General features: G+C 51.4%; 20 protein-coding genes and 1 rRNA gene. 4 read left to right on the top strand and 17 right to left on the bottom strand.

The features are described 5' to 3' along the window. Together EH198_RS15510 and EH198_RS15505 are read right to left on the bottom strand one after the other, a co-directional pair. A 16S ribosomal RNA gene (locus tag EH198_RS15510) occupies positions 1–201 on the bottom strand; the annotation flags it as partial. 309 nt (positions 202–510) lie between these two features. Continuing rightward, positions 511–1365, bottom strand: coding sequence for a gamma-glutamylcyclotransferase family protein (locus EH198_RS15505; RefSeq protein WP_124696412.1), 855 nt, complete (start codon positions 1363–1365; stop codon positions 511–513). 173 nt (positions 1366–1538) lie between these two features. Here EH198_RS15505 and EH198_RS15500 point away from each other — a divergent pair, with 173 nt between their 5' ends. Next, positions 1539–1667 carry a DUF4023 domain-containing protein gene (locus EH198_RS15500; protein WP_124696411.1) on the top strand — a complete coding sequence of 43 codons (129 nt, stop codon included), beginning with the start codon at positions 1539–1541 and terminating at the stop codon, positions 1665–1667. A 108-nt stretch (positions 1668–1775) separates the two neighbouring features. Here the strand turns inward: EH198_RS15500 and EH198_RS15495 are convergent, their stop codons facing one another. From EH198_RS15495 to htpG, 14 genes are all read right to left on the bottom strand, one after another. Beyond that, complete coding sequence (locus tag EH198_RS15495; RefSeq protein ID WP_124696410.1) at positions 1776–2240, bottom strand: 2-thiouracil desulfurase family protein; 465 nt, start codon at positions 2238–2240, stop codon at positions 1776–1778. A gap of 119 nt (positions 2241–2359) precedes the next feature. Continuing rightward, a complete protein-coding gene (locus EH198_RS15490) occupies positions 2360–2797 on the bottom strand; it encodes a HEAT repeat domain-containing protein (protein WP_379309589.1) in 438 nt (145 codons plus the stop codon). Between the two features lie 206 nt (positions 2798–3003). Further along, entirely contained in the window at positions 3004–3945 is a 942-nt protein-coding gene (locus EH198_RS15485) for an N-acetylmuramoyl-L-alanine amidase (protein WP_246014352.1), read from the bottom strand. 95 nt (positions 3946–4040) lie between these two features. Next, complete coding sequence (locus tag EH198_RS15480; RefSeq protein WP_124696409.1) at positions 4041–5795, bottom strand: VWA domain-containing protein; 1755 nt, start codon at positions 5793–5795, stop codon at positions 4041–4043. A 47-nt stretch (positions 5796–5842) separates the two neighbouring features. Next, a complete protein-coding gene (locus tag EH198_RS15475) occupies positions 5843–7366 on the bottom strand; it encodes a zinc ribbon domain-containing protein (RefSeq protein ID WP_124696408.1) in 1524 nt (507 codons plus the stop codon). A gap of 2 nt (positions 7367–7368) precedes the next feature. Beyond that, entirely contained in the window at positions 7369–7875 is a 507-nt protein-coding gene (locus tag EH198_RS15470; protein ID WP_124696407.1) for a zinc ribbon domain-containing protein, read from the bottom strand. Positions 7876–8152: 277 nt separating this feature from the next. Further along, positions 8153–9364 carry a YibE/F family protein gene (locus EH198_RS15465; protein WP_124696406.1) on the bottom strand — a complete coding sequence of 404 codons (1212 nt, stop codon included), beginning with the start codon at positions 9362–9364 and terminating at the stop codon, positions 8153–8155. A gap of 42 nt (positions 9365–9406) precedes the next feature. Continuing rightward, positions 9407–10612: a HupE/UreJ family protein gene (locus tag EH198_RS15460; RefSeq protein ID WP_185702911.1), complete on the bottom strand. Its 1206-nt coding sequence runs from the start codon at positions 10610–10612 to the stop codon at positions 9407–9409. 165 nt (positions 10613–10777) lie between these two features. Next, entirely contained in the window at positions 10778–13237 is a 2460-nt protein-coding gene (locus EH198_RS15455) for an S-layer homology domain-containing protein (RefSeq protein WP_185702910.1), read from the bottom strand. Positions 13238–13419: 182 nt separating this feature from the next. Then, positions 13420–14511, bottom strand: coding sequence for a HupE/UreJ family protein (locus tag EH198_RS15450; protein ID WP_124696403.1), 1092 nt, complete (start codon positions 14509–14511; stop codon positions 13420–13422). A gap of 229 nt (positions 14512–14740) precedes the next feature. Then, positions 14741–15862, bottom strand: a complete 1122-nt coding sequence (locus tag EH198_RS15445) for an ABC transporter permease (RefSeq protein WP_124696402.1) — start codon at positions 15860–15862, stop codon at positions 14741–14743. Between the two features lie 2 nt (positions 15863–15864). Beyond that, the gene (locus EH198_RS15440; RefSeq protein WP_124696401.1) at positions 15865–16794 is read right to left on the bottom strand and encodes an ABC transporter ATP-binding protein; all 930 of its coding nucleotides are present in this window, start codon (positions 16792–16794) and stop codon (positions 15865–15867) included. 185 nt (positions 16795–16979) lie between these two features. Then, positions 16980–18164: a nucleotidyltransferase domain-containing protein gene (locus EH198_RS15435; RefSeq protein ID WP_124696400.1), complete on the bottom strand. Its 1185-nt coding sequence runs from the start codon at positions 18162–18164 to the stop codon at positions 16980–16982. Positions 18165–18846: 682 nt separating this feature from the next. Continuing rightward, positions 18847–20727: a molecular chaperone HtpG gene (gene htpG / locus EH198_RS15430; protein WP_124696399.1), complete on the bottom strand. Its 1881-nt coding sequence runs from the start codon at positions 20725–20727 to the stop codon at positions 18847–18849. Between the two features lie 268 nt (positions 20728–20995). Here htpG and EH198_RS15425 point away from each other — a divergent pair, with 268 nt between their 5' ends. From EH198_RS15425 to EH198_RS15415, 3 genes are read left to right on the top strand one after another with little or no spacing between them, the layout of a single operon-like run. Then, positions 20996–21298 carry a lasso peptide biosynthesis PqqD family chaperone gene (locus tag EH198_RS15425; RefSeq protein WP_232101715.1) on the top strand — a complete coding sequence of 101 codons (303 nt, stop codon included), beginning with the start codon at positions 20996–20998 and terminating at the stop codon, positions 21296–21298. Beyond that, on the top strand, positions 21295–21753 hold the full coding sequence (locus EH198_RS15420) for a lasso peptide biosynthesis B2 protein (protein WP_124696398.1): 459 nt from the start codon (positions 21295–21297) through the stop codon (positions 21751–21753). The genes EH198_RS15425 and EH198_RS15420 overlap by 4 nt, the downstream gene beginning before the upstream one ends. 16 nt (positions 21754–21769) lie before the next feature. Beyond that, entirely contained in the window at positions 21770–22099 is a 330-nt protein-coding gene (locus tag EH198_RS15415; RefSeq protein ID WP_124696397.1) for a helix-turn-helix domain-containing protein, read from the top strand. A gap of 179 nt (positions 22100–22278) precedes the next feature. Here the strand turns inward: EH198_RS15415 and galE are convergent, their stop codons facing one another. Continuing rightward, on the bottom strand, positions 22279–23313 hold the full coding sequence (gene galE / locus EH198_RS15410; protein ID WP_124696396.1) for a UDP-glucose 4-epimerase GalE: 1035 nt from the start codon (positions 23311–23313) through the stop codon (positions 22279–22281). Positions 23314–23315 lie beyond the last annotated feature (2 nt).

The raw sequence follows: 23315 nt of genomic DNA, 5'->3' as shown, positions 1-23315 counted from the left end.
TATGCACCAGAAGGTCTTATCCGGTATTAGCTACCGTTTCCGGTAGTTATCCCAGTCCAAGGGGCAGGTTACCTACGTGTTACTCACCCGTCCGCCGCTAAGTCATCTTGAGAGCAAGCTCTCAAGATGACTCCGCTCGACTTGCATGTATTAGGCACGCCGCCAGCGTTCGTCCTGAGCCAGGATCAAACTCTCCAATAAAGTATTGAAAGAGCGATTCGCTCATTTTGAAACATCTGACGAGAATTTGCATTCTCTTCATTTTGGAACTCGCCAGAAGCGAATTCCCACTCACTCGTTGTTCAGTTTTCAAAGATCAAACTTTTTTGCCGCCGTTCAACTTTGCCTCAGCAGCAACTTTTATAATATATCATATCGGTCCGTTTAATGCAAGCTCTTTTTTTAATTTCTTTTTGAAGCAGAACTCGTATTTCTTGGCCGGAATTAGAATATACCATGAACTCAAAATGAATACAAGCATTAATTTAATTTTAACTTCGGGGCCTCTCATTATTCCGCAAGCCGAAATCCATACCTCGTCCAGAACCGTTCTTCCAGTTCGGTATAATACTCCGGAGAGACGACTGGGCGGGCTCCGCGCAAAATTTCCCGGAGATAGTGCCCCGGCGGAGGCATCTCTGAATTTTTGTCCACAACCACGAACGTTACCGCATCCTGCACGCTTCCGTCTTCGCACTGAACAGGCAGAACCGCTGGACGATACATCCCGCTATCTACACCTTCCCTGAGATATAGGTACTCATCAAGACATTCCGTTGGTATCCGGTAAAGCTTCCCCTCCGTTTTGCCCCCGGTTTCAACGAGATCGGCCCGCCCGCCGTCCTTGGCCCTATACGTAAATAGAAGATTGAATCCGTCCGCTGCCGCACGCCCCTTCACATCCTCAAACCATCCTGCAGCTCCTGCGAGTGTGATTCTTTCCAAGTCCATGCAGCTTCCATAGGCAAAATAAAGCACATGCGAACTCCGCCTCAGCAGATGCAGTTTCCAGTCTCCACCGGCAATCACGTCCTGCCCCCGCTCCAGGTATACATACACCCAGGCTTCCTGCTGTCCGCTGTCCGTCGTCACAACCGCTCTGATCCGCTCATATTCATTCGCCGGATTTCCCTGGCCGTAATAATCCTCCAGTTCATCCAGCCGGGCCAGCACTTCCGGTGGCATTTCATACAGCTCGCCTGCCACCACGCCGGAGCCTTCCTGCACCATAGCCGGATAGCCCTGCCGCGTATCCATTAAAACGCCCTTGCTTTGCGCCATCAACGCAATCGGCCGGGCGTTGCACAATAGATGATGATTTTCCTCACCCTGCCGCAATGTTCCGTATACAAAAACAAGTTCCATGTCGTGTTTTCCCTTCTTATCAGGATGTAGACTTACTTTTCACTCTATCATACCACTTACTATGAAGAGATTTAAAAGGACAGTAAATGGCCTAACCGGATGCTTTAGAGCACATGGATTACAAGTAAACGGGTTACATTAATACCATGCTTATCGCCTAAAGGAGGAGAACCATGGACAGTACCCATGAATTTGTAGAAAAATTGCACGACACTCAGAAAAAGGACGAAAAAAACAAGCACCGTGCAAAAGGCAATCAAGGCAGCAAGCTCCCTAACAAGCAGCACAGCACGAACAAATAGCATGCGCTATGGCTGTAGCGTTAGCGAATGGTAATGGACCTTACGCAAAAAAGCGCCCCGAGCTTATGATGACCGGGGCGCTTTTGCATTATATGAAGATAAGCCCTACTAAGCATCATATTCTCCCGAAACAAACTCGTTCTCCGAAATCACCTTGAACCCTTCCCGTCTCAGCAAAGCCGCCGTTACGCCTTCTCCGGGGATTTTATTGCCCGCAAACCGGCCGTCATAAATCATGTTACTACCGCAAGAGGGGCTGTTTTCTTTTAGAACGATGAGCGAAGCATGGTGCTCCCGCGCCGTTTCGAGAGCTTTAAAGGCCCCCGCGATAAAAAGCCCGGTAACATCCTTGCCAGACCGGTCAATGACCTTGGCCTTTCCGGTTAAAACGTCTTCTCCTGTTCCAAAGGCAATCTCGGCCGGCTCGCGCGGCGTAGGACAGCCGCCGAACACTTCGGGGCAGACAAGCACGGCCTTGTTCTCACGGGCCAATTGTTGTATTTTCTCCTGCACATTATGTGAGCCGTCATACCTGCACTCGACACCGGCAAGGCAAGAGCTGACGAGAATCATGGCTGTTTCCTCCTTTGCTGGAGATGTCTTAGATAACAAAAAAGAGCAGATCCCCAACCTTGCTGCGGGCTGGAGCTGCTCTCTGGCTTCAGGCTCGTCCCTGTTTCAGGACTGTACTGTTATTTTACCGAAGACCATTTGCTTTCCAGCCACTTGTCGAAGTCTTCGCCTTTTTCGCCTTCATAAGCGTCATACACGTCGATTCTCATCTTCTTCAGCTTCTCTTTGAACTCTTCATACGTATGTTCCCGGGGAAGGCTTTTCTTGATTCGCAGCAGAATTTTGGACAAGCCTTTGAACAGCTCGGGCTTGTCCTTGGAAGGCGCCGCCACACTCTCTCCGAATGCTTCAAGCTTCCGGTAAGCCGCTTCCTGCACGGTGTACACCAGATCGCTTTCCACCAGACGCGTCAGGATGTCGATAACTTGTCTGTGGGGGTAATTTCCCAGCTCCTCGACCGCGGCAAGACGGGCTTTCCAATCCGCGGAACGTCCTGCAGCCTTTTTCAATTCCGCATAATTCTCAGGCAGTCCATTGCTCGTTTCTTCGGTGCTTATTTCCTCAACGTTCATTTCTTCATTATTCAAACGGCACAATCCCCTTCTGTGATCAATCTTGTGATAGGGATATTTTAGCTTAGTCCGGGGCTGGACTCAACATTCCCCTGGAAAAGAGCGGCAGACCCATATTAAATTCCTCTAATTTCTTAGCTCTCTTGATCTGCATTCGTACTCTTTGGAAAATAGCTTCCACATCCCAGCCCCTATCCGGATTTTTTGTAATAGGCATCCAATCCCGCTTTAATCCCTTTCACAATCTTGTCCTGATACTCAGGCATACTTAGCAGCCGGTCTTCCTTCCGGTTTGTCATGAAGCCCATTTCGATCAGCACCGAGGGGACCTTCGACCAGTTGAAGCCCGTCAGATCGTCACGGGGTTTTAGCCCCTGGGACTTCGCGCCGGTTTCTCTCAGAATCGCCTCCGACAGAACTTTGGCAGCGGCCAGGCTCTCCTGGGTAATGTCTTTGGTGTACCGGCTTTTTGCGGAAGGGTAGAGAAACGACATACCTTGTACACCGCTGCTGTCGCTTCCGTCGGCATGGATTCTCAATATGAGATCGGAGTCTGCTTTATTGCACTGGATGGCCCGCTCGCGATTCGAAATGTTCACCTCGTTGCTTCGTCGGATCATTTCGACTTTGTAATCATTGTCCAGCGCTTTCTCCAGTTTCAGCGCCACTTCCAGCGTCAACTTGTATTCCGGTTTGCCGGTAGCCACTCCCCGGGTGCCGCTGGATACTTTCGGTTTCATTGCCTTGCTTCCCGGAGCGACTGGCTCCTTGTCATTGTTGCCTTTGCCCTGGTGGCCCGCGTCGATGCAAATGATCGGCTTGTCGGCGGCGGAGGACGCCGTATTGCCGGCAGATGCGATGATTTCAGGCGACTCTGTCCGGAATGCAGTGCCCTTGGGTGCCATATCAGCACCCGCCGTGTTATCGAGGACCCCAGTCACCGAATCTGCGGTGTCAGACTCGGCTATGTCCCCTGGCGGCGCGGCCCCGGTTGATAGGGGCGAAGCATTCTCTTCCGTCAGCGCGGCAGCAGCGCCCGTTTCTCTTTCGCCGGACGGCTGGCCGGCTGCAGGCGCACAGCCCGTACATACAAGAGTCAAGCATATGGCCAATATCACGCTCAATCTTCGCATAGTGAACTCCTATTCGTTCAGTTCGGCCAAGGGTTGCCGCTGTATAATTTCTTCACGCCATTGTCGGAGCATAACGATCCTGGATCAGAACGATCTTAGTAAATCGAACATTCCTCCCGTCCGAAATTGCTCACCTGCCACTTATCGGACAGACTGTCCCACACAAGCGTATACGTGTTCAGATCAGCCTCGTGTACCTGTTTGTTATTCATCAGTACCGGAAACAGCTTGAAAAATTTAATTTTGTAAGAACCGTTCTGCAATTGGTCGATAGATTCCACCCGGTAATTCTCCAGCGGATCAATGATTTTGGGCTTACCCTGGTTACTGGCTTTAACATAGTCGATTTCAATGCGGTTTCTAAGGTTAGTGTAAAATTCAGAGTCTTCATCCACATTGTCTCCCACCACGCCGAAGTCCAATGTATTGACCGCCTGCGCATAATTGACCTGATACTCGAACAGACCGTTCTGTACATCAACGGAATTCTTGTCCAGCTTCCGCTCATACGTCAGCTCTCTCGTCTGCGCCTGGTTCCGGGGAGAATTCAAATTCATGGCAAAAGAAAACGGTTGACCGGGCGCAATCTTTTGACGTGGAGTATAAGTGAGCTTGTACTGCTTGACGTATCTTTGAAAGACTGTGTCGTAAATGCGGTGCAGTTCGGTTTCCAGGTCGTCGTCGGTGCTGAGATAAAAGGACTGGCCACCCGTTTCCTGGGCGATATATTTCAGGCTTTGGTCGTCCTCGCTGCCGAACCCGACGGTATAAATCGGAATGCCAAGCTGTCTGGACAGATCGACAACCGACTGCAGAGACGAACCGTAATTAGAGTCCTTGCCGTCTGTAAACGCAATGATATATTTCGGTCCCTGCTGCTCATTGGTATCGTATAGAGCCTTGGTCAAGGAGTCAAACAGTGCGGTTCTCCCGCCATCCGAAGCCAGTCCGGAAAGATATTGACTGACCCCAGTCCGATCGGATGTAAAAGTTATGTCGGCAACGGCAGGCACATAGTCGGAAAAAGTCAAGACCTCGAACCGCCCCTTGGCGCTTGAAGGGATGCCGTCAATAAACTGAACTGCGGCCTGCCGCACGAGATCCATCTTCGACTCAGACACGTTCATATTCGGCGGGTCCTGCATACTGCCGCTCTTGTCGAGGACAAGGTTAACGCTGACCGTGTCACTCTCCTCTACCAGAGAAAGCTTCTCCACCGGCAGACCGTTAATGGTGACCATGTCCTTGGCAAGCTGCATCGGCTGTATTTCCTGTTTGAATTCCGGATCAGCAAAGAGTGAAAAATATACATCTACTCCGCCATTCTCGTAACGCGCAGAGTCGACCTGGTTCACCTTAATGTACGCCGGATCGGCTGGAAAAACCACTGGAGAAGGTGATTGCTTGGGCGAAGCGGCAGGGGCTGCCGCCATGGCCGGAGCCGTGGGTGGCTTGCCTCCGTCCGATGCTTCCGGGGTGGCCTGTGCGCTCTGCTCGCTACCGCTTCCGGCGCCGTTGTCCCTCGTCCCCCACATAAAGGCGCCTCCGGCAATCAATAGCACCGCAACGGCTGCGATAACCGGCAGCCGCCAGGACCGCCGACGCCGCGTCCGCACAAGAGTCTCCATCGGCGGTGCCGCACCGGGAAATCCACTGCCGGATGACGCCAGATTGAATTCGGATGGCTTGGCTTCGGTTGCGGCCATTCCTGTTGTTATGCCATCCGGCTGCGAACCCGCAGTCCGGTTATCTTCATCTGGCGGTGCCGATCCGCGCGTGAGCGCACTGCCGCATTTTTTACAGTAACGGCCTTTAGGTCCCGCTTCCGTTCCACATTGACTACAAAACATATTCTCCCGCCTTTACTCTTTATCTTGAATAACGGATTGGTTTGATTTCAATTTGTTCCGGCTTGCTTTTGTCGTACGAAGTAATAGCAGCACAGAAGCAGCAAAATCGAAATAACGAAGCTTGCAAAAAAGATCGGCACCGCTCGAAAGCCCACAAAAAAGGTTCCACCCTCCCAATAGTCCGACAGCGACTCCCCCTGTACCGAAAACCCGAAGGCGGATATTCTAGCGATGACTGCCATGACCACTCCATAGGCCAGACTGAAAACCGTAATGGAACGCAGGTCGTTGAGGTTACTGGCTCTATTCCGAGTAAAACCGATGCCCACCCATATCAAAATGATTAAAGCAAGGATCAGTCCGCTATAAACATAGCCGTCTATAAAATGCATTGACAAATAATCGCTGGAAACGGGCATGCCGGTTCCGTCCTCCGAATCACGGCCCCACAATATCGAATAGCGCATCTGCTCGCCGTCTCCTCCGAAATGCAGCGTGCCCAAATGGGCAAAATTCCAGAAATACGTTCCAAGCTGCGGCGCAATCAGAAGGATTAGGCGAAAAGGAAACTGCCTGCCGAATTTCACACCTACAATTACAACTGCCAGTATAGAAAGGACAAATATACCGAGCGCGGCTGTACGGATGGCTTGCTCAACTGCACTTTTCCTGAAGAACCCGCTTCGATCGTTGTGTATAAGAGCATATAATCGGTATCCCGCCCAGCTGAACAGAAAGCCGAATATCCAGCCAAAAATGAACGCTTCCCAGGACGAAAAGGAATAATTAATGCGCCCCGACAAAGCCGACGAAAATAAATCCAGGCTGATCTCCCGGGAGAAGCCGGCAAATGCGGAGACGGCCAGCAGAAACAAGCCGTAGTATAAGCCGATGGCTAGCGAAACGGAAAGACCGGCGCGTTCATCGGATAACCTGTATCTGCGGGCGGATATATAGCCGCCGATGACAAGAGCCGCCAGCGGGACAATAAGCAGGGCAATAAGACCCGCGAAGATTTCCACACTGCCTCCCGCCGCATCAGAGTCTCCTCCCGTTATGAGCAGACGGGAATGCACCAAATTCACCGCCATAACAGCTTCCGGCACACCGATCAATTTAAAATCGCTGTCCGCGCCATATTGATTCATGAGCTCCTGAATAGGCAACTCCTGCCCCATCAGATCGGGCACTTGCTTGTTAAGGGTATAGCTGATCAGCAGGCAAAGAAGCAGTACACCGACAATCGCCACGATACCGCCCAGAGCTCCTCTTATTAAGGATGTCTTGTAATCGAAGGCCAGCGCTGCTTCGGCCGGTTTTCGGCCGACGGCAATTCCCGGCCTCCTGCCTATGACAGCCGCCGGTCTTACCATGATTTCGTTCCCCGCCTCTTCGCCGCAGATTATGCAGTAACCGGCATGCTTTGCCATGCCGGCTCCACAGGCCGAACAAAATTGGGCATCCGCCGGTTGAAGCGAGACTTCCCCCAAGTCGGTTCCCAGTTCCACTCCGTCATTGACGCAGTAGACGGCATAGTCGAAATTGTTAGTTCCGCATCTGGAACAGTACAAGGCTAGCACCCCTCTCGCGATTTAAAATGGGCCGCTGCGCCGCAGCAAGGACAGTAAGCCGCCTCCTGCGGAATTTCGGCCTCGCATGACGCACATGAAGTTTTGAGCTGAACTGTGATCGATTCCAGCTCTGCGTTCTTCCGTCCGCAAGCGGTGCAGAAAGGCTGGTCCTTCGGCAAAAAGGTTCCGCAGCCACATTTAACGCCACCAGGGAGCGGAGTATTCAATTCCTTGATGACCTTCAATGCCTCATAAATAATCTTATCCTGCGCAGTGAGCGGCTGGACGGTCTGAAGCAGTTCTTCGTTCTGAATCCGCCCTTCCCGGATCATTCGATAGACCTGTTTCCCCAACTCCAGATAAATTTTCGTTTTTTGCTGTGAAGCCTCCTTGATCTGCCGTTTCAGTTCAGCTGTCTCCTGCATATTCTGAAGCTTCTTTTTCCCCTGTTGGATACCTCCTTTGACTGTATTGAATCCTTCTTCGAATTTTGCTTGTACTTCCGGCATGACCAATCCCTCCTTGGCTTACACTCTTTCAACTGCCTTCTAAATTTTCAGCGTCCGCTCCGCCCATGATCCATTCTTTCTAGTCCATCAGGATCAGATTATGTATTTACAATGCTGCTATTTTCACAATGTACACAAGCAATTCAACAAATTCCATTAAATTCCTCACCCTGAGTCGCATTAATTATCGGCCCGATCGAGGCAATGGCAAATAACCGCTATCCGTAAGGGAGAGCGGTTGACTTAAAAGTTCACTATAATTGAGCATTCACACCTCTTAATCGGCAGCACGCACTATCGATACGGGCGCCGATCCCTCTGCTACCCCTTTTTCCGGGACGGCTTTATGCTCAAGATTCGGAATGATTCTCGAAGAAATAAAGGCGACTATGGGCACGGTTAAGACTACGCCGAAACAGCCGGTAAGTCCCAATAAAGCCTCTATCGTGACCATGTTCATGTTGACCAGTTGGGTAAAAGGAAGCTTGACCGCATAGAGAACCATAAGCGAGGCGAGCGCGGAGCCGGTAAAGGCCAGAATCAGCGTGTTCGCCATAGTCCCCATAATATCCCGGCCGACATTGACGCCGGATTTGAACAACTCTTTTCGGCTGAGATTCGGATTGTTCAAATAGATCTCATGCACCGTTGAGGCGATGGAAATGCCGATATCCATGATGGCCCCAAGGGAGGACAGCAGGATTCCGGCGAACAGCAACCCTTTAAGCTGCATCCCGGTCTGATCGGCGACGACAATCAGGACTTCGACCTGATCCGTGTTATAGCCTGAGATATGAAGCAAATTCCCTGAAATATAGGCAATAACCCCGGAAAGAGCCACTCCAATACCCGTGCCGACAATCGCTGCGGCGGTCTTGGAGCTCCAGCCGTTAAGCAGCAGGAGGGTGACACAGGTAATAAGGATGACAACCAGAACAGAAGCGAGAATCGGAGAATAGCCTCTGTATAACATAGGGATAAACAAATAAACAATACAGGCAAAAGTAAAGACGATGCCGAATACCGACTTCAGGCCCTTTTTTCCGCCGATCCACCACAGCAGTCCGAAAAACAGCAGCGCCATCGCATACAAAATCGGAGCTCTGTGATAACTGTATACCGTTACCAAATAGTTATTCGCATTGGCCGAATCAATATTTACGATAAGGGTCTGCCCTTGTTTGGCAACCACGTTTAAATAAGCGCTGACGTTGTTGGTGACGGTAAGGACTTCGCCCTTATGTTCGCCGGAAAGAATTTTCAGCTCAAGTTCCTGTGAGCCGTGATATAAATCCCCCCGCTGCTCATCCCTTTGCAGATCCTCGCTGATTACTTTCAGCACTTTGGCTTTTTCATATTTTTGGGATGTCGTCGTTCCCTGATCGTTATACTTGGGCTCGGGAGCTTGATTGAACAAATATATAGCTATCGAGATAATTAGAAGTAAAGTGGTAAAAAGCAAAGTGTTCCTGTTAATGAAAGCAGGCATCTTATTCCCTCCACAGATGATAGATTTATGCAAAATGCCCGGTTAAAAAAAGAGCCGCTGCGCCAGCCAGATCCCGCCGAGCAACAGCGCAATGCCGGAGCCTGCGAATACCGCGCCTCTGGAGAACCTCCAGCGGTGCAGCAGAACAAGCAGCGGGAGCAAAAGGGCGATCAGCGCCACCTGGACGGTTTCGATTCCGAGATTAAAGCTAATTAAGGCCGCCGCCAGCTGGCTTTTGGGCAGATTCATGGATTTCAAAATATCGGCAAAGCCCATGCCGTGGATCAAGCCGAATACAAAAGTGAGCATCCATCGGCGGCTGACCTCCCTTCGAATCATGTTGTCCACCGCGACGAAACAGATGCTGAGCGCGATCCCCGGCTCCACAATCCCGGAAGGAACATCGATAATGCCCAGCACGGTCAAGGTCAGGGTAATGCTGTGGGCGACGGTAAAAGCTGTAATCATCGCGGCATACTGCCTGAAGCTCTGCTTGGCGATAAGCAGCGAGAACAAAAACAGCAGATGGTCGTACCCCGTTAAAATATGGTTAATGCCAAGCTTGAAAAAGGAGTACCAGCCTGAGAGGTTTTCCGAAGTGCCGTCGGAACCGCCATGCACCTGTCCGGCTTGCCCGCCGCCGCTTTGCGGGGCTTGGCCTTTCCCCGACAGACCGGCATAGTCGTTCTCTGTCAGCTGCATCGTCCATATCCGGTGCTTCCCGGATAAAGCCTCCGTGCTGGTGCGGCCGCCATAATGAACCGTAAGCAGATTAACATAATTGGTCGCTTTGTCTTGTTCATACAGGTTGTCCGCCAGTGAAATCGCCGCGGAGGAAGAGACGGCTGGATAGGATACTTTCAGCTCGGCCTTTTCTGTGTTCCCTTGCTTACTTAGGGCAAATCTCCCCAGCCGGGTCCATTCGTAAGGTTTATTGTTTATTTCCAATTGTATATTTTCTTTGAGCAGGACCAGAAGCCGTTCCTTGATTCCGTCGAACTCCTTGGGCGAAAGCACACCGTCCTTATTGGTATCTCCGCCGGTTAGTTCAATTACGGACAACTGGTCCAGCGCATAAGTCATTTCCGTGGCCGATTGAGTCAAAGTTAGCGTAGTATAGCCGGCGCTATAAGCATGAGCGTCCGCTTTTTGTTGAAGCGGCATCACAAGCAGCGCCAAAGCGGATACCAGGCAAAGGGAATATCGAAGCCAAGCGCGGCATCGAATCACATTGCGAATATGAGGCATTGTCTTTCCTCCCAAAAAGAAACGGCACGCCATCTCTTAAAGACGGCATTCGTTACTCGTAGAAAAATAAGGACGCTTATAAGTGCGCGGCTTATACATGCTTGCAATTGGAAAATATAACAAGAATGCCGCTCGTTAAGAACGGCATTCCCGTTGCTCTTACTCTTACAGTTTCAGCAGATTATAGATCGCCACAGCCGCCTCCGCGCGGGTTGTAATGCCGCGAGGCTGGAACGTGTTCTCTTCGCGTCCGCCAACAAGATCAAGGGCAGCCGCTTGTTTGACATAGGACAAGGCCCACGATGAGATTTTGGATTCATCCTTGAATGATGCCGCAGGATTCGTAGAAGCTGCGCCGTGCTGCTTCGCATATCCGCGCATAAGCATAGTAACCATTTCCTCGCGGGTGATATTGGATTTGGCTCCGAAAGTCGCGGAGCTGTTCCCCTTAACGATTCCCGCTTTTACGGCCGCCGCAACCGAATCGGCATACCAGTCTCCGGCTTTCACATCTTTAAAAGCCACATCGCCTGTTCCCGTAAGCTGGAGGGCTCTGACCAGCATGGCCGTAAATTCGGCGCGAGTTACGCTGCGTTTAGGTTCGAAAGCACTGCTGCTTGTACCGTTCAGAATCTGCTTGGAGACCAGATCTTGAATGGCCGAAGCCGCCCAATATCCTGATGGAACATCGGTAAACGATGGTGCAGCCGCGGTTCCGCCATTGCTGCCGCTTGCTGCAGATGCGCTGGAAGCGGACGGACTCGGTGCGGCAGTGTCGGCCGGCGCCGCCACGCCTGTGCCGACTGGTGTCCCCGGGCCTGCTGGCGTGCCCGGCGAGACGCTCGAACCTGCGGGAGGCACCGGCACATTGGCAGTAACCTCGGCCGTGCCGTTTTCTATGACGGAAGCCGCTGTTCTGTGTTTATTTTGCGTAGTCAGCACAGAGCTTGTAAGTTGAACGCTTGTGGTTACCGAACTTTGCTTGGTGGCCTTAAGCTCGAAGGTCAGCTTAATAGCATCCTTATACGTTCCATACACATAGGACCGGATCGGAGCCGCAAGATTTGCGCTTACTTTTACTTCTCCCCCGTTATCCGTATAAGTAAAGGTTCCGCTATCCGGGGTTACCAGTTCCACCTTTTTAAGGCTGATCTTTGAGGTGTCGTACTTAAACGTCGTATCCAGTTTTTGCACCGCATTGGCGTTCTTGATCGCGTAATAATATTCAATGCCCGACGCTGTGTAGTCCAGTTTTGCTTGCTTGGTATAAATTTTTACGGGTTCAGCATCCTTAACCAGTCCGTAGCTGTCGAGCTTCTGCAGCGTATCCGAACGGTAGGTATTCACCGAAATGCTGTTAGGGGTAACGTTGATAGTCGAGAAGGTCGGTGTATGGAGCTGGCTTCTGACCTCGGAGTAAATTTCGGGAATCGCCTGCAGTTCATAGTATTTGCTTCCGCTCGCGGAGTTAGCGGTGACGTAAGTGTTGCCGGCAGGATTTACGTCTCTTCCCTGTCCGTCCACAAGCTGTCTGCCCTGCACGTTATCACCGTTCATCACATAGGTTCTGACATAGGAATGGTCATGGCCCATGAAGATCATGTCTACATCCAGCTTGTCGAAGAAAGGAAACAGGGCTTGTCTGAGACCGGTAATCTTGACTTCCGTGGAGTGAGGACCGGCGCCGTAAATATCATGATGGAAAGTAACGATTCTCCACTTCGTGTTCGGAACCTTCGCGACGGTCTCTTCCATAAACTGACCATGCTCAGCGCCGTTCAAATTGTTAGTGTTCAGCACCATGAACAGCGTGTCGCCGTAAGTATAATAGTAGTCGCCGCTGGCGTTGGTGCTGCCAAGAGTCGATTCGTTAGGCACGTTATAATGATATTTATAGTTCACACTGGTGTCGTGGTTGCCGACAACCGTCGCCACAGGCAGATTTCTCAGCACGTCAGGACTTTCAAAAGCGTCATATTCCGTTTCGCTGGTGCTATGCTCGACCTGGTCGCCCGCGGACATAATAAAGCTGAAAGCCGGGAAATTTCCGACTGCCTGATTCAGCGTTTTGGTCCAGCCGTAAGTATCATTCGTCACACTGCCGGAAGAACCGATCTGGGGGTCGCCGACAAACATCAAGGAGTAATTATAAGGATCTTGAGTGGCAAAATCGTAGGTCGGGCTCCAATGCCCGCTGGTACCGTCACCCACGCGGTATACATATTGGGTCTTCGGAGCAAGGCCCGTGGCCGTAACCTTGTTGGAGTAGTAAACTACCTCCGTAACCGTTGCGGCTTGAGAAGCTGTACCTGTGAAAGACATTACTTTGGAGCCCGTTGGGAAGACGCTGCCCGTCATATCGGATCTTTTTACCATCTGAACAATACTGGCTGCCGGTTCCCCGGGTGTGTACCATGTAAAATTCAATTGGCTCTCCTCTGCCCCGGGATTAAGCGCAATATCCTTGACGGCATAAGGAACTGCAGCCTTCACGACACTTACCGGACTAAGATTCGCATTGATGCCGGGAAGCTTCGAAGGAAGCACGCTCAGAACCAGCAGTGCCGACAATGTCAAAATGCATGCACTATACAGCCGCCGCTGCTCCTTACTGAATTTCTTCAACAATTAAAACACCCCTTACCTAAGATTTGTCCACGCTTGTACCAATATAGTCCTCATTTGTTAACGGAAATGCCGGGAAAGATTATCCATGTATAAATATGTAAGATGCACAAAACGTCTCAAGGGCAAAGCGGATCCTAACGTCAGACATAGGCCTTTACTGGGAGGTTTTTAATTTTAATTTAGAAGCTTTTTATTAGGAACACAATGAGGCCGAACAAGCCTGCCGCCGCCTGAAGCGCGGGAACCGACCGTCCGATTGAGCGCAACAGCAGAATTGCGGCATACCAAACCGCGGCAGCGATAACCAAACCGGCTTCGACGCCGGCAATAAAGGCAATCCACGAAGCGGCAAAATAGCCATCCTCCGCCCGGAGTCCGTATAATGCTTCGGCGAACCCGAATCCGTGCAATAGGCCGAATAATCCGGCAAGCCCGATCAGGAACTTAAAGTTGCTCCGGTTCGGCAAAAGAATCAAGGCGGCGCAAATCAAACTCAGCGGAAGAATGGACGCGGTAAAAGAAGCAGGCATATCCGCGATATTCAGAGCGGCTAGGGTCAGGGACAATGAAATTGCTCCCGCGAATACGGCAGCCGCCGCAAGACTTTGCTTCAACGAGCGGCACCCTGTCAGCAGGAGCATAATAAACAGAAGAGACTCAATTCCCTTAAATAAACGCCCGATTCCAAGCTGAACAAAATGGCTGGCCGTATCGTTCAGACTCGCACCGCCCACATGAATATCCCTAAGTTCGTTCACAATTACGGCCTCTTTCTTCAAATCGCCCAGATTGACCGTTACATAATTGATATGCCATTGATCGCTGTCGAAAACGAGGTCGTAATGAAATAGGAGACTTCTTGGAACTCTATCGGCCGGATACGTCAATACAGCTTCCGCAAACGGCTGGAGCTCGTTTTCTTTTTGAATGACGCGGAGATCGGTCAGCTTTCCTGTCAGCGGCAGAGAATCCGCATATAGGCTTGTATGTGACAGCAGGTAATGCTCCACATCCCCCTTGCTCCCGGTGACGAACCGTTCCAGCACCTCGGGAGTAGACAATCCTATGTCCGGATCATTCGGGGCCGCCGCCGCTCTCAGATCGTACATATCAATCTGCAGCACATACTTAATAAATCCATCGCCCGCCGAAATATCCGAATAGGCCAGACTATTGTTTCCATGGGCCAATGAAACCGGCGCCCCTGACGCAAGCATGAAACCCAGCATTGAAAAAAATACAGCCAACCGTCTGCTCCATTTCCAAACCACTTCCCCATCCTCCTAAACCGCCGCCTGCCGTTCTTGGCAGCATCAAATACTTCCAGCATAAACCTGGGAAATGATAGGAACGTAAAAATAAAGGGGGCTTTATGTAAAACGGGGGAGTTAGATATTGCTCGCTCTTTCGGATCAAAGCAAAAAAGGGCGGCCGCCCCTTATGGGACAGCCACCCGTTCATGTATAGCCATTCATTTCCCGTATAACTGTTGCCTCAACCCTATCGTACCTCCACCTTAGCCTTCCGGTAAATCAGCGCCCCGAGGGAGAACGCCGCCGCGCCCCACAGGGTGAGGATGCCGATGCCGCTCCAGAACGCGGCGTTGAAGAGGCCGGAACCATACACCATGCCGTCCCGCATCCCTTCCACGAAATAGGTCAGCGGCAGCACCCGGGTGACTGGTTTCAGCCAGTCGGGCAAGGTGCTGGTGGCGAAGAAGACTCCGCTGATGAACATCATCAGGAAGCTGGTGATGTTCGCCACACCCATGTAGGACTCCAGGGATTTGCTGAAGGAAGAAATCAGATAGCCGAGGGCGTTGAAGGCCAGAACCCCGATGAAAAAGGCGATTATCAGTACCGGCAGATTAAGGTTCAGGTTCGCGCCGAAGCCGAAGACGCCGATGACGGTCAGCAGGACAATCTGCACGAAGCTGAGCACGAAACGGACCATCATGCCTCCAAGGCCATACAGCCCCATCCGCATCGGGGTCATGCGCAGCCGCTTGAGCAGGCCGGACCTGCGGATCTCGACCATGTCGACCATCCCGAACAGTCCGGCCTGGGCGATGGACAGGGAGATCATGCCGGTTAGAAGGAATTCGGCGCTGCTGATGTCCTTGCTGCCGCTGGACACCGACGACGTCTGCAGCCGGTAAGCCGGTTCGATTCCCGCCGCCGCAAAGCTGGCTTCCTGGACGTACCGGTCCAGAATGCCCCGGATTGCCTGGGTGGTGGCGTTGCTCTCATTCTCGGCATTGACGATCAGGCGGATGTCGCCGCCGTTCCCGTTCTCCGGCAGAACGATGGCCGCGTCCACATCCTTGCCTTTCACCCATGAATCGGCCTGGTCGCTATCGACGGCCTGCTCCGACTTCCACTCGAAGACCGGAATCTTCCGCAGACCGGCCTCCAGAGAATCGCTGGCCGTGCTAGACGTCGGCTTAACCAGCGCCACCTTCGCCTTGAAGTCTCCGCCGTCCCCTCCTCCGCCGAAAATAACCATAAACAGCACCATGAGAATAACCGGGAAAAATAAATTCCAGAACCAGACCGCCTTCTCCCGGAACATCGTCTTCAATTGAGCAATAAATAATTTCTTGAGCTGGGTGCCTGCGTTCATGATCAATCCCTCCATTCCTTGCCCGTGAAGGCAATAAAGACATCTTCAAGGCTCATTTCGCGAATGGATACATGCTCGACCCGGTAACCATGCTCCTTGGTGAATCCAAGCAGTCCATATAACGCCTGCTCCGGTTCAGGCGACCAGAGGGTCAGGTTCGCACTGTCCCGTTCCATCCTCACAATCTCTTGACGGTCCCGGAGCGCTTGCTCGGTCCGCGCAGCCGCATCTTCCCCATCGAAAAAAGACAGCCGCACTTCCCGCTCCCGCGTCAGCTTGCCGATTAGAGCCGCCGGCGTGTCGAGACTGATGACCGTGCCCTGATCGACGATGCAGACGCGGTCGCTCAGTTTTTCCGCCTCTTCCATGTAGTGGGTCGTCAAAATGATAGTTGCGCCAAGCTGCTTTAGTTGAAGAATAATATCCCAAATGTTGCGGCGCGCTTGGGGATCGAGTCCCGTAGTCGGCTCATCGAGAAAAATCACCTGCGGGTCGTTGATCATCGCAAGACCGATGGCCAAACGCTGACGCTGCCCGCCGGACAACGATTTAACCCGCTTGTTCCGGTGCTCGGTCAGATTAATCATTTCCAGCACCTCTGCAGTCGATTTGCGCTTAGGGTAAAATGAAGCGAATAAGTCCAGATTCTCCTCGGCGGTAAGCAGATCGAACAAGGCGCTCGACTGGGGCTGTACGCCGATCCGCGTCTTGATCTCGCTTTCGTCCTTGCCCCAGGACAATCCCGCAATGGTAATACTGCCGATATCCGGCGGCTGCAAGCCTTCGATCATCTCCAGGGTTGTCGTCTTGCCCGCTCCGTTCGGTCCGATAATCGTAAAGACTTCTCCCGCTTCCACCGTGAAGCTGATGTCTTGAACAGCCTTGACGTCACCAAAATATTTTCTCAAGTTTTTAACCTCAAGGATCGTCAATGGTACCCCTCCCATATATCCGTTTCTGCAATTCAGCTCTATTATAATCCGAAGGCCGAAATGGCCCAAACCGTCCGCAAGCCGATTTCGGACTCGGTCCAGGGATGTAGGCAAAAAAATAACCCGCTCCAGCCTATGGGTCGAATACGGGTTATAGAACTATAGGTTTCTCAGAAGGCGCACGGTCATTTCTCCTCGCCGAATGTTTTTCTCCATGTCCATAAAAAGGGCCGCAAAGCGAAGTAAAGAAAGTGCAGGCGCCTCGGCAGCGGCAGCGTCTTCGCATCCGCCGCATACGGATGCAGAAATCCGAGCGCGTAGAGGAGCTGCTGCCCCCGCGATAAAATCGCCGGCTGATAATATTTGAAATGCCGCTCTACTTCAGGCGGCAGCGGCGGATTATGCAGATTGACCATTCGCCCCACGTAGAACATGGCAAGCCGGGCCAGACGGCGGGCTTTCGGCCTCTCCGCCAAGCGGGACAGGCCGGGATCAATCGGCGCCTTCAATAAATCGGCGGCCAACAGAAGGGCCTGTCCTCCGACATCTTCATAGCCGTAGCGATGAAGAAGCCGGGTCAATATGCCGGGGTCCGGCTGCTGCAGCAGCAGCTGCTTGATATCCAGCAGCCATCTCAATCTGGACCAGCCGTGCCTGGCTCCGTGCGCGGACAAGAACAGAACCAAATCCTCCGGTCCCAAATAATGAATATTCCGGCCCAGGAGATTGCTGGTCCTCCTCCGCTCCCACAGTTCATCGAAGTCCGGCTCCCTGGAAGGCGCCGGACTCAACCTCCAGTGGACCTCGGCCTTAATATTGTTGCCGGGGTGGTGGAACGTCTTATGATGCTGCCTCCATTTCCAGTCTCCCAGAATAGCCTCGAATTCTTCTTCCTCTACATAGCCGAGCCTGACTAGCAGGGCTTCCGCTTCGGCCAGCTTGCCTAAGGGCACGATAAAATCGAGATCGCGGGATGTGCGGAGCGAGATATCGCCGTACAAATCCTGCGCCAGCACCGGACCTTTCAGAAACAGAGCGCGGATGCCCGCGCCTACAAGCTCATCGCCGAGCCTGCCCATTTCGCCGCTGAGGTGGAGCATCTGAACGGTATTTTTACAGTATTCTTGTTTCAGCCATTGGATGAGCTCTGAAGGAATCGGCCCTTCATGCATGCGGCTAAGCTTCGGATACAGGAAAGGATATACGCGATGATGCATGGCAAGCTGCATAAACTGTTTCCAATCGACGTCCGCGAACATCTCAGGCTGCCGATCTGCCGTCTCATCAACCTTGACCGCGGCAAGCAGCGTAAGTAGAAGCAATAGTTCCGCAGATAAAATCCCTTTATCAAGCGCGTACCGGTCAGCCATAGGGGACTCTCCTTCATACCGCGATGTATTTTGAAGTGAGCGTAACACCGCTGCCAGAAATATGTCAAACTCTTTGCCTCTCTTCGCATTACTTGCCACTGGTTCCGCCTGGTCCAATTCTCATTGCCCCCTTTAATTCTCCCTACTTCGATATCCGTATTCCACGCTAGCTTTCGCTCAAAGGCAGCCTCTAGCCGCAAAAAGTATCTGAGTGATTCCTGATATGAAAACCTGCATTCACACCTTTTAATCAATATTTTGACCATTAAAAATCAAGTAATATGCCGGCGATCAGTCATGCCATCCATCGTTATGCAGCGGTGGGATGAAGGGGGCAGGGGATCGGCTGTTCAGGTGGAGCCTGCGTTTTCCTGCAAACCTGCAGGTTTTTCGGCGTATTTTGCTTAGAAAGAAGGAAATGGTTGCAATAGTGCAGTCATTGGATGCTTAAACGCCGGAATGAGGAGAATGGAAGTGTAATGCATGCATCTTTGCAGGCATTGGTTTTGGTGGAGAAGCTTATGGGGAAAAAAGATGTACACCTGCAGTTATTCTTCGAAACCTTCCGCCGCTGAGACCACTTGCTTTGAGGGGGGGGGGGCTATGTAAAAGCCAAACAACCCGCTGTCGGCTTAAGCGCCTACAGCGGGCTGTTTACTCCTGCATAATATACTTCCCTGTTTTACACCATTATCTTGCAAATATCGTTCGTGAACTCCACCGGATCGCCGACCGGCAGCCCTTCGATAAGCAGCGCCTGGTTGTACAGCAGATTCGTGTAGAGCGCCAGCTTCTCCTTGTCCTTGTTCTGGGCATCCTTCAGGGACTTGAAGACGTCATGGTTAACGTTGATTTCCAGCACCTTGTCGGCCTGGACATCGCCGGCGTTCGGCATCGCCCGGAGCGTTTTTTCCATCTCGATGGTCAGATCGCCTTCAGAGGACAGGCAGACCGGATGGGATTTCAGCCGTTTGGACGCCTTGACGCTCTTGACCTTGCCGCCGAGCACGTCCTTCATCGCTTCGAACAGATCCTTGTTCTCGGTATCGGCGCTTTCCGCCGCTTTCTCCTGTTCTTCCGTATCGATGCCAAGGTCGCCGCTGGAGACGGATTTGAACTCTTTGTCCTTGTAACTCATCAGGATTTTGATAGCGAATTCGTCGATATCGTCGGTAAAATACAAGATTTCGTAGCCTTTATCGGCCACCAGCTCCGTCTGCGGCAGCTTCTCGATCCGTTCGATGGACTCACCTGAAGCGTAGTAGATGTATTTCTGATCCTCGGGCATTCTCGACACGTATTCGTCCAGGCTGACCAGCTTCTTCTCCTTGGAGGAGTGGAACAGCAGAAGATCTTGAAGCGTATCCTTGTTGACGCCGTAATCGTTATAGATGCCGAATTTTAGGCCTCTGCCGAACGCGCCATAGAACTTCTCGTACTTCTCTCTCTCGTCCTTGAGCAGACTTAGCAGAGCGCTCTTGATCTTGTTCTTGATGTTCTTCGCGATCAGGCTGAGCTGGCGGTCATGCTGAAGCAGCTCGCGGGAGATATTCAGCGACAGATCCTCGGAATCGACCATGCCTTTGACGAAGCTGAAATAGTCGGGAAGCAGATCGCCGCATTTGTTCATGATGAGGACGCCATTCGAGTACAGCTCCAGGCCTTTTTCATACTCCTTGGTGTAATAATCGAAAGGCGTATTCTCCGGAATGAACAGGATCGCGTTGTACACCACCGCGCCGTCGGCGCTGATATGGATATGCTTCAACGGCTTATCGAAGCCGTAGCGCTTCTCCTGATAGAAGTTCTCGTAGTCCTCTTCTTTCAGCTCGCTCTTGTTCTTGCGCCAAATCGGGACCATGCTGTTGACGGTCTGCTCTTCCGTGATTTCCTCGTACTCGTTCTCCGCGCCTTCCTTCGGCACACTGCGGGTAACGTCCATCTTGATCGGATAGCGGATAAAATCGGAGTATTTCTTGATGATCGATCTCAGCCGGTACTCTTCCAGATATTCGTCGTAGTTGTCTTCCTCGGTGTTCTCCTTGATCTTCAAAATAATATCGGTGCCGACCGAAGCCTTCTCGCAAGGCTCAATCGTATAGCCATCCGCGCCTTCGGACTCCCATTTGAGAGCCGTATCGCTGCCGAGCGGCCGGCTGATCACCGTAATATTGTCGGCTACCATGAAAGCGGAATAGAAGCCTACCCCGAACTGGCCGATAATATTATGGCCGTCCTTCGCTTCGTTCTCCTTCTTGAAGGCGAGCGAGCCGCTCTTCGCGATAACGCCGAGATTGCTCTCCAGCTCTTCCTGCGTCATGCCGATTCCCGTATCGGAGACGCTCAGGGTGCGGTTCTCTTTGTCGACAGTGATTTTAATGAAATAATCCTCTTTGTTGAACGTGAGCGTATCGTCGGTCAGCGCTTTGTAATAAATCTTGTCGATCGCGTCGCTGGAATTGGAAATGAGCTCGCGGAGAAAAATCTCACGCTGTGTGTAAATCGAGTTGATCATCATCTCCAGCAATCGTTTGGATTCCGCTTGAAACTGCTTTTTGACCATGCCTAGTCTCCTTCCAAGATAAAATACAAATGAATGCATATTTAGCACTCTAACTCTTTGAGTGCTAATCCCTATTTTTATATACCACATTCATATAATGAGGTCAATATCCTAAAGTCGAATCTAAAATTACCCCTGTGGACAGTTGACTTTGGTATAGCTGAATGTTAACTTATTATTATAATAACGTTCTCTATAAAGAACATGAAATCGTATTGAATTCCTTTGATTTATCCTCCCAAATTTCCTATTAAGGAGTGGATTATCAATGATGAAACAGCCAAAGATTTTATCGATAGATACCGTTCTTGTTCAATGCGAAGGCAACATTGTCAGCGATATGGATGGCGAAAAGGTGATGCTCAGCGTACAAAAAGGAAAGTATTTTAACCTGGGACAGGTTGGAGGAGATATTTGGAGCGCAATCAGCACTCCCCGGTCTGTAAAGGAAATTATAGAATCTCTTCAACAAATCTATGAAATTGACGCTGACATTTGCGAGCAGGACGTCATTCCTTTTTTACAGCATCTGCTGAAAGAAGATCTGATCCGTGTGGCTGATGCCGAATGAAGCTCGTAAGCAAACTCCGGTTGTTGTTCACATTGGACAAGACTACCCTTTTGTTTTATTTGGAAGCCTTTGTGCTATTGGGATGGGCGCGCACCCTCCTCTTCTACAAGTTCTCCAAAGTGGCTCCTTCGCTCGGTGAAAGAGGACAGGAGACGGATCGGGACAGCGATTCAGAACATACTCCCTCGATGAGGCATATTGCCAATTCCATTAATACGATCAGCAAATATACACCATGGGACAGCAAATGCCTGGTAAGGGCTATAGCGGGTATGAAAATGCTGGAGAGAAGGGGCATCGGCTGCACCCTTTATTTAGGAACGGCCAAGGACAAGGACGGAAATCTGATAGCCCATGCTTGGCTTCGCAGCGGTCCTTATTATATTTCCGGAGCGGAAGTCATGGATCAGTTTGTTATCGTCGACAAATTCGCCAAATCTGCGGGTACCAGCTAAGTAACGGAGGTCAGCTATGATCGGTAAACGGATACAACAGCTTCGTAAAAAGAAGAACTATTCCCTTACGGAATTGTCCGAAAGAGCCGGAGTTGCCAAATCTTATTTAAGCTCGATCGAACGCGGAATCCAGAAGAATCCCTCCATTCAGTTTCTGGAAAAGGTCGGCTCCGTTCTGGGCATAACCGTAGAAGAATTCCTGCATTCGGATCAGCGGAAGGAAGACGCCGAGCAGACGGATATGGAATGGAACGACTTAATTAAGGAAGCAATGCACTCCGGCATCAGCAAAAGAGAGTTTCGCGACTTCCTGGAGTACAACAAATGGAGGATGGAACGACGGTAGCCAGCGTGAACTTATACATTTTTTTATTTTAAGAAGAAACGGCTTCGCCGTCCTCTGGAAGAGGAAGGCATCTGTTTCTCGTAAAAATATCAGGCTAAGGATAAGCGCTAAGCTTATACTTTCTGATATTTCAAAAAAAGCCTTCTCTCCAGCAATTACGCCTTCGAGACGGCTCTGTTTTACTTCGCTTTTTCCAGTTCACTCTCCGCATAGCCTCCGGGATTCACCGATTGCCACCGCCACGTATCTTCGCACATCTCTTCAATTCCGCGGTTAGCCTGCCATTGCAATTCTTCATTCGCCCTGGACGTATCTGCGTAGCAGACGGCGATATCGCCCGCTCTTCGTTCTGCAACTCGGTAAGGTATGACCTGGCCCGACACCTTCTCGAAGGCCCTCACCATCTCCAGCACGCTTAAGCCCCGGCCCGTTCCCAGATTGTACACATCCACAGAGGCACGTTCCATAATCCGCTCCAGCGCCTTCAAATGGCCCTGCGCCAGATCCACGACATGAATATAATCTCTTACGCCCGTGCCGTCAACTGTCGGATAGTCATCCCCGTATACGCTGAGCGTGGCCAGCTTGCCGACGGCTACCTGGGAGATATAGGGCAGCAAATTGTTCGGAATGCCGTTCGGATTCTCGCCGATCCGCCCGCTCTTGTGGGCTCCTATCGGGTTAAAATAGCGCAGGATCGAAATGGCCCAGCGGGAATCGGACACCGCAACATCGCGCAGAATGTGTTCGATCATTTCTTTGGTGCGTCCATAAGGATTGGTAGCGCCGACAGGAGAATCCTCCGTAATCGGCACAGACTCCGGAGCGCCGTATACGGTCGCCGATGAGCTGAAGACAATGCGGAACACCTCGTATTTCTGCATAACCTTGCACAGCGTCAGGGTGCTTAGCAGATTCGTATGATAGTACTTGAGCGGGTTCTCCACCGACTCCCCCACCGCTTTAAGCCCCGCAAAATGAATCACAGCCTCGATAGAGTGCCGGGCGAATACGTCGTCCAGCCCTTCACTATCCAATAAATCTAACTCATAAAATGGAAACGTCCGGCCCGTGATTTCCGTGATCCGCCGGATTGCCTCTGGATGGCTGTTGGCGTAATTATCGACAATCACAATTTCGTATCCCGCTTCCAGCAGTTCCACCGCGGTATGGCTGCCGATATAGCCGGCGCCTCCGGTAATTAGAATAGCCATGC

This window comes from Paenibacillus rhizophilus (assembly GCF_003854965.1).
GTDB lineage: Bacteria > Bacillota > Bacilli > Paenibacillales > Paenibacillaceae > Paenibacillus_AQ > Paenibacillus_AQ rhizophilus.
Note: the sequence above shows the minus strand (reverse complement) of the source record. Positions and strands in the feature narration are given on the sequence as shown.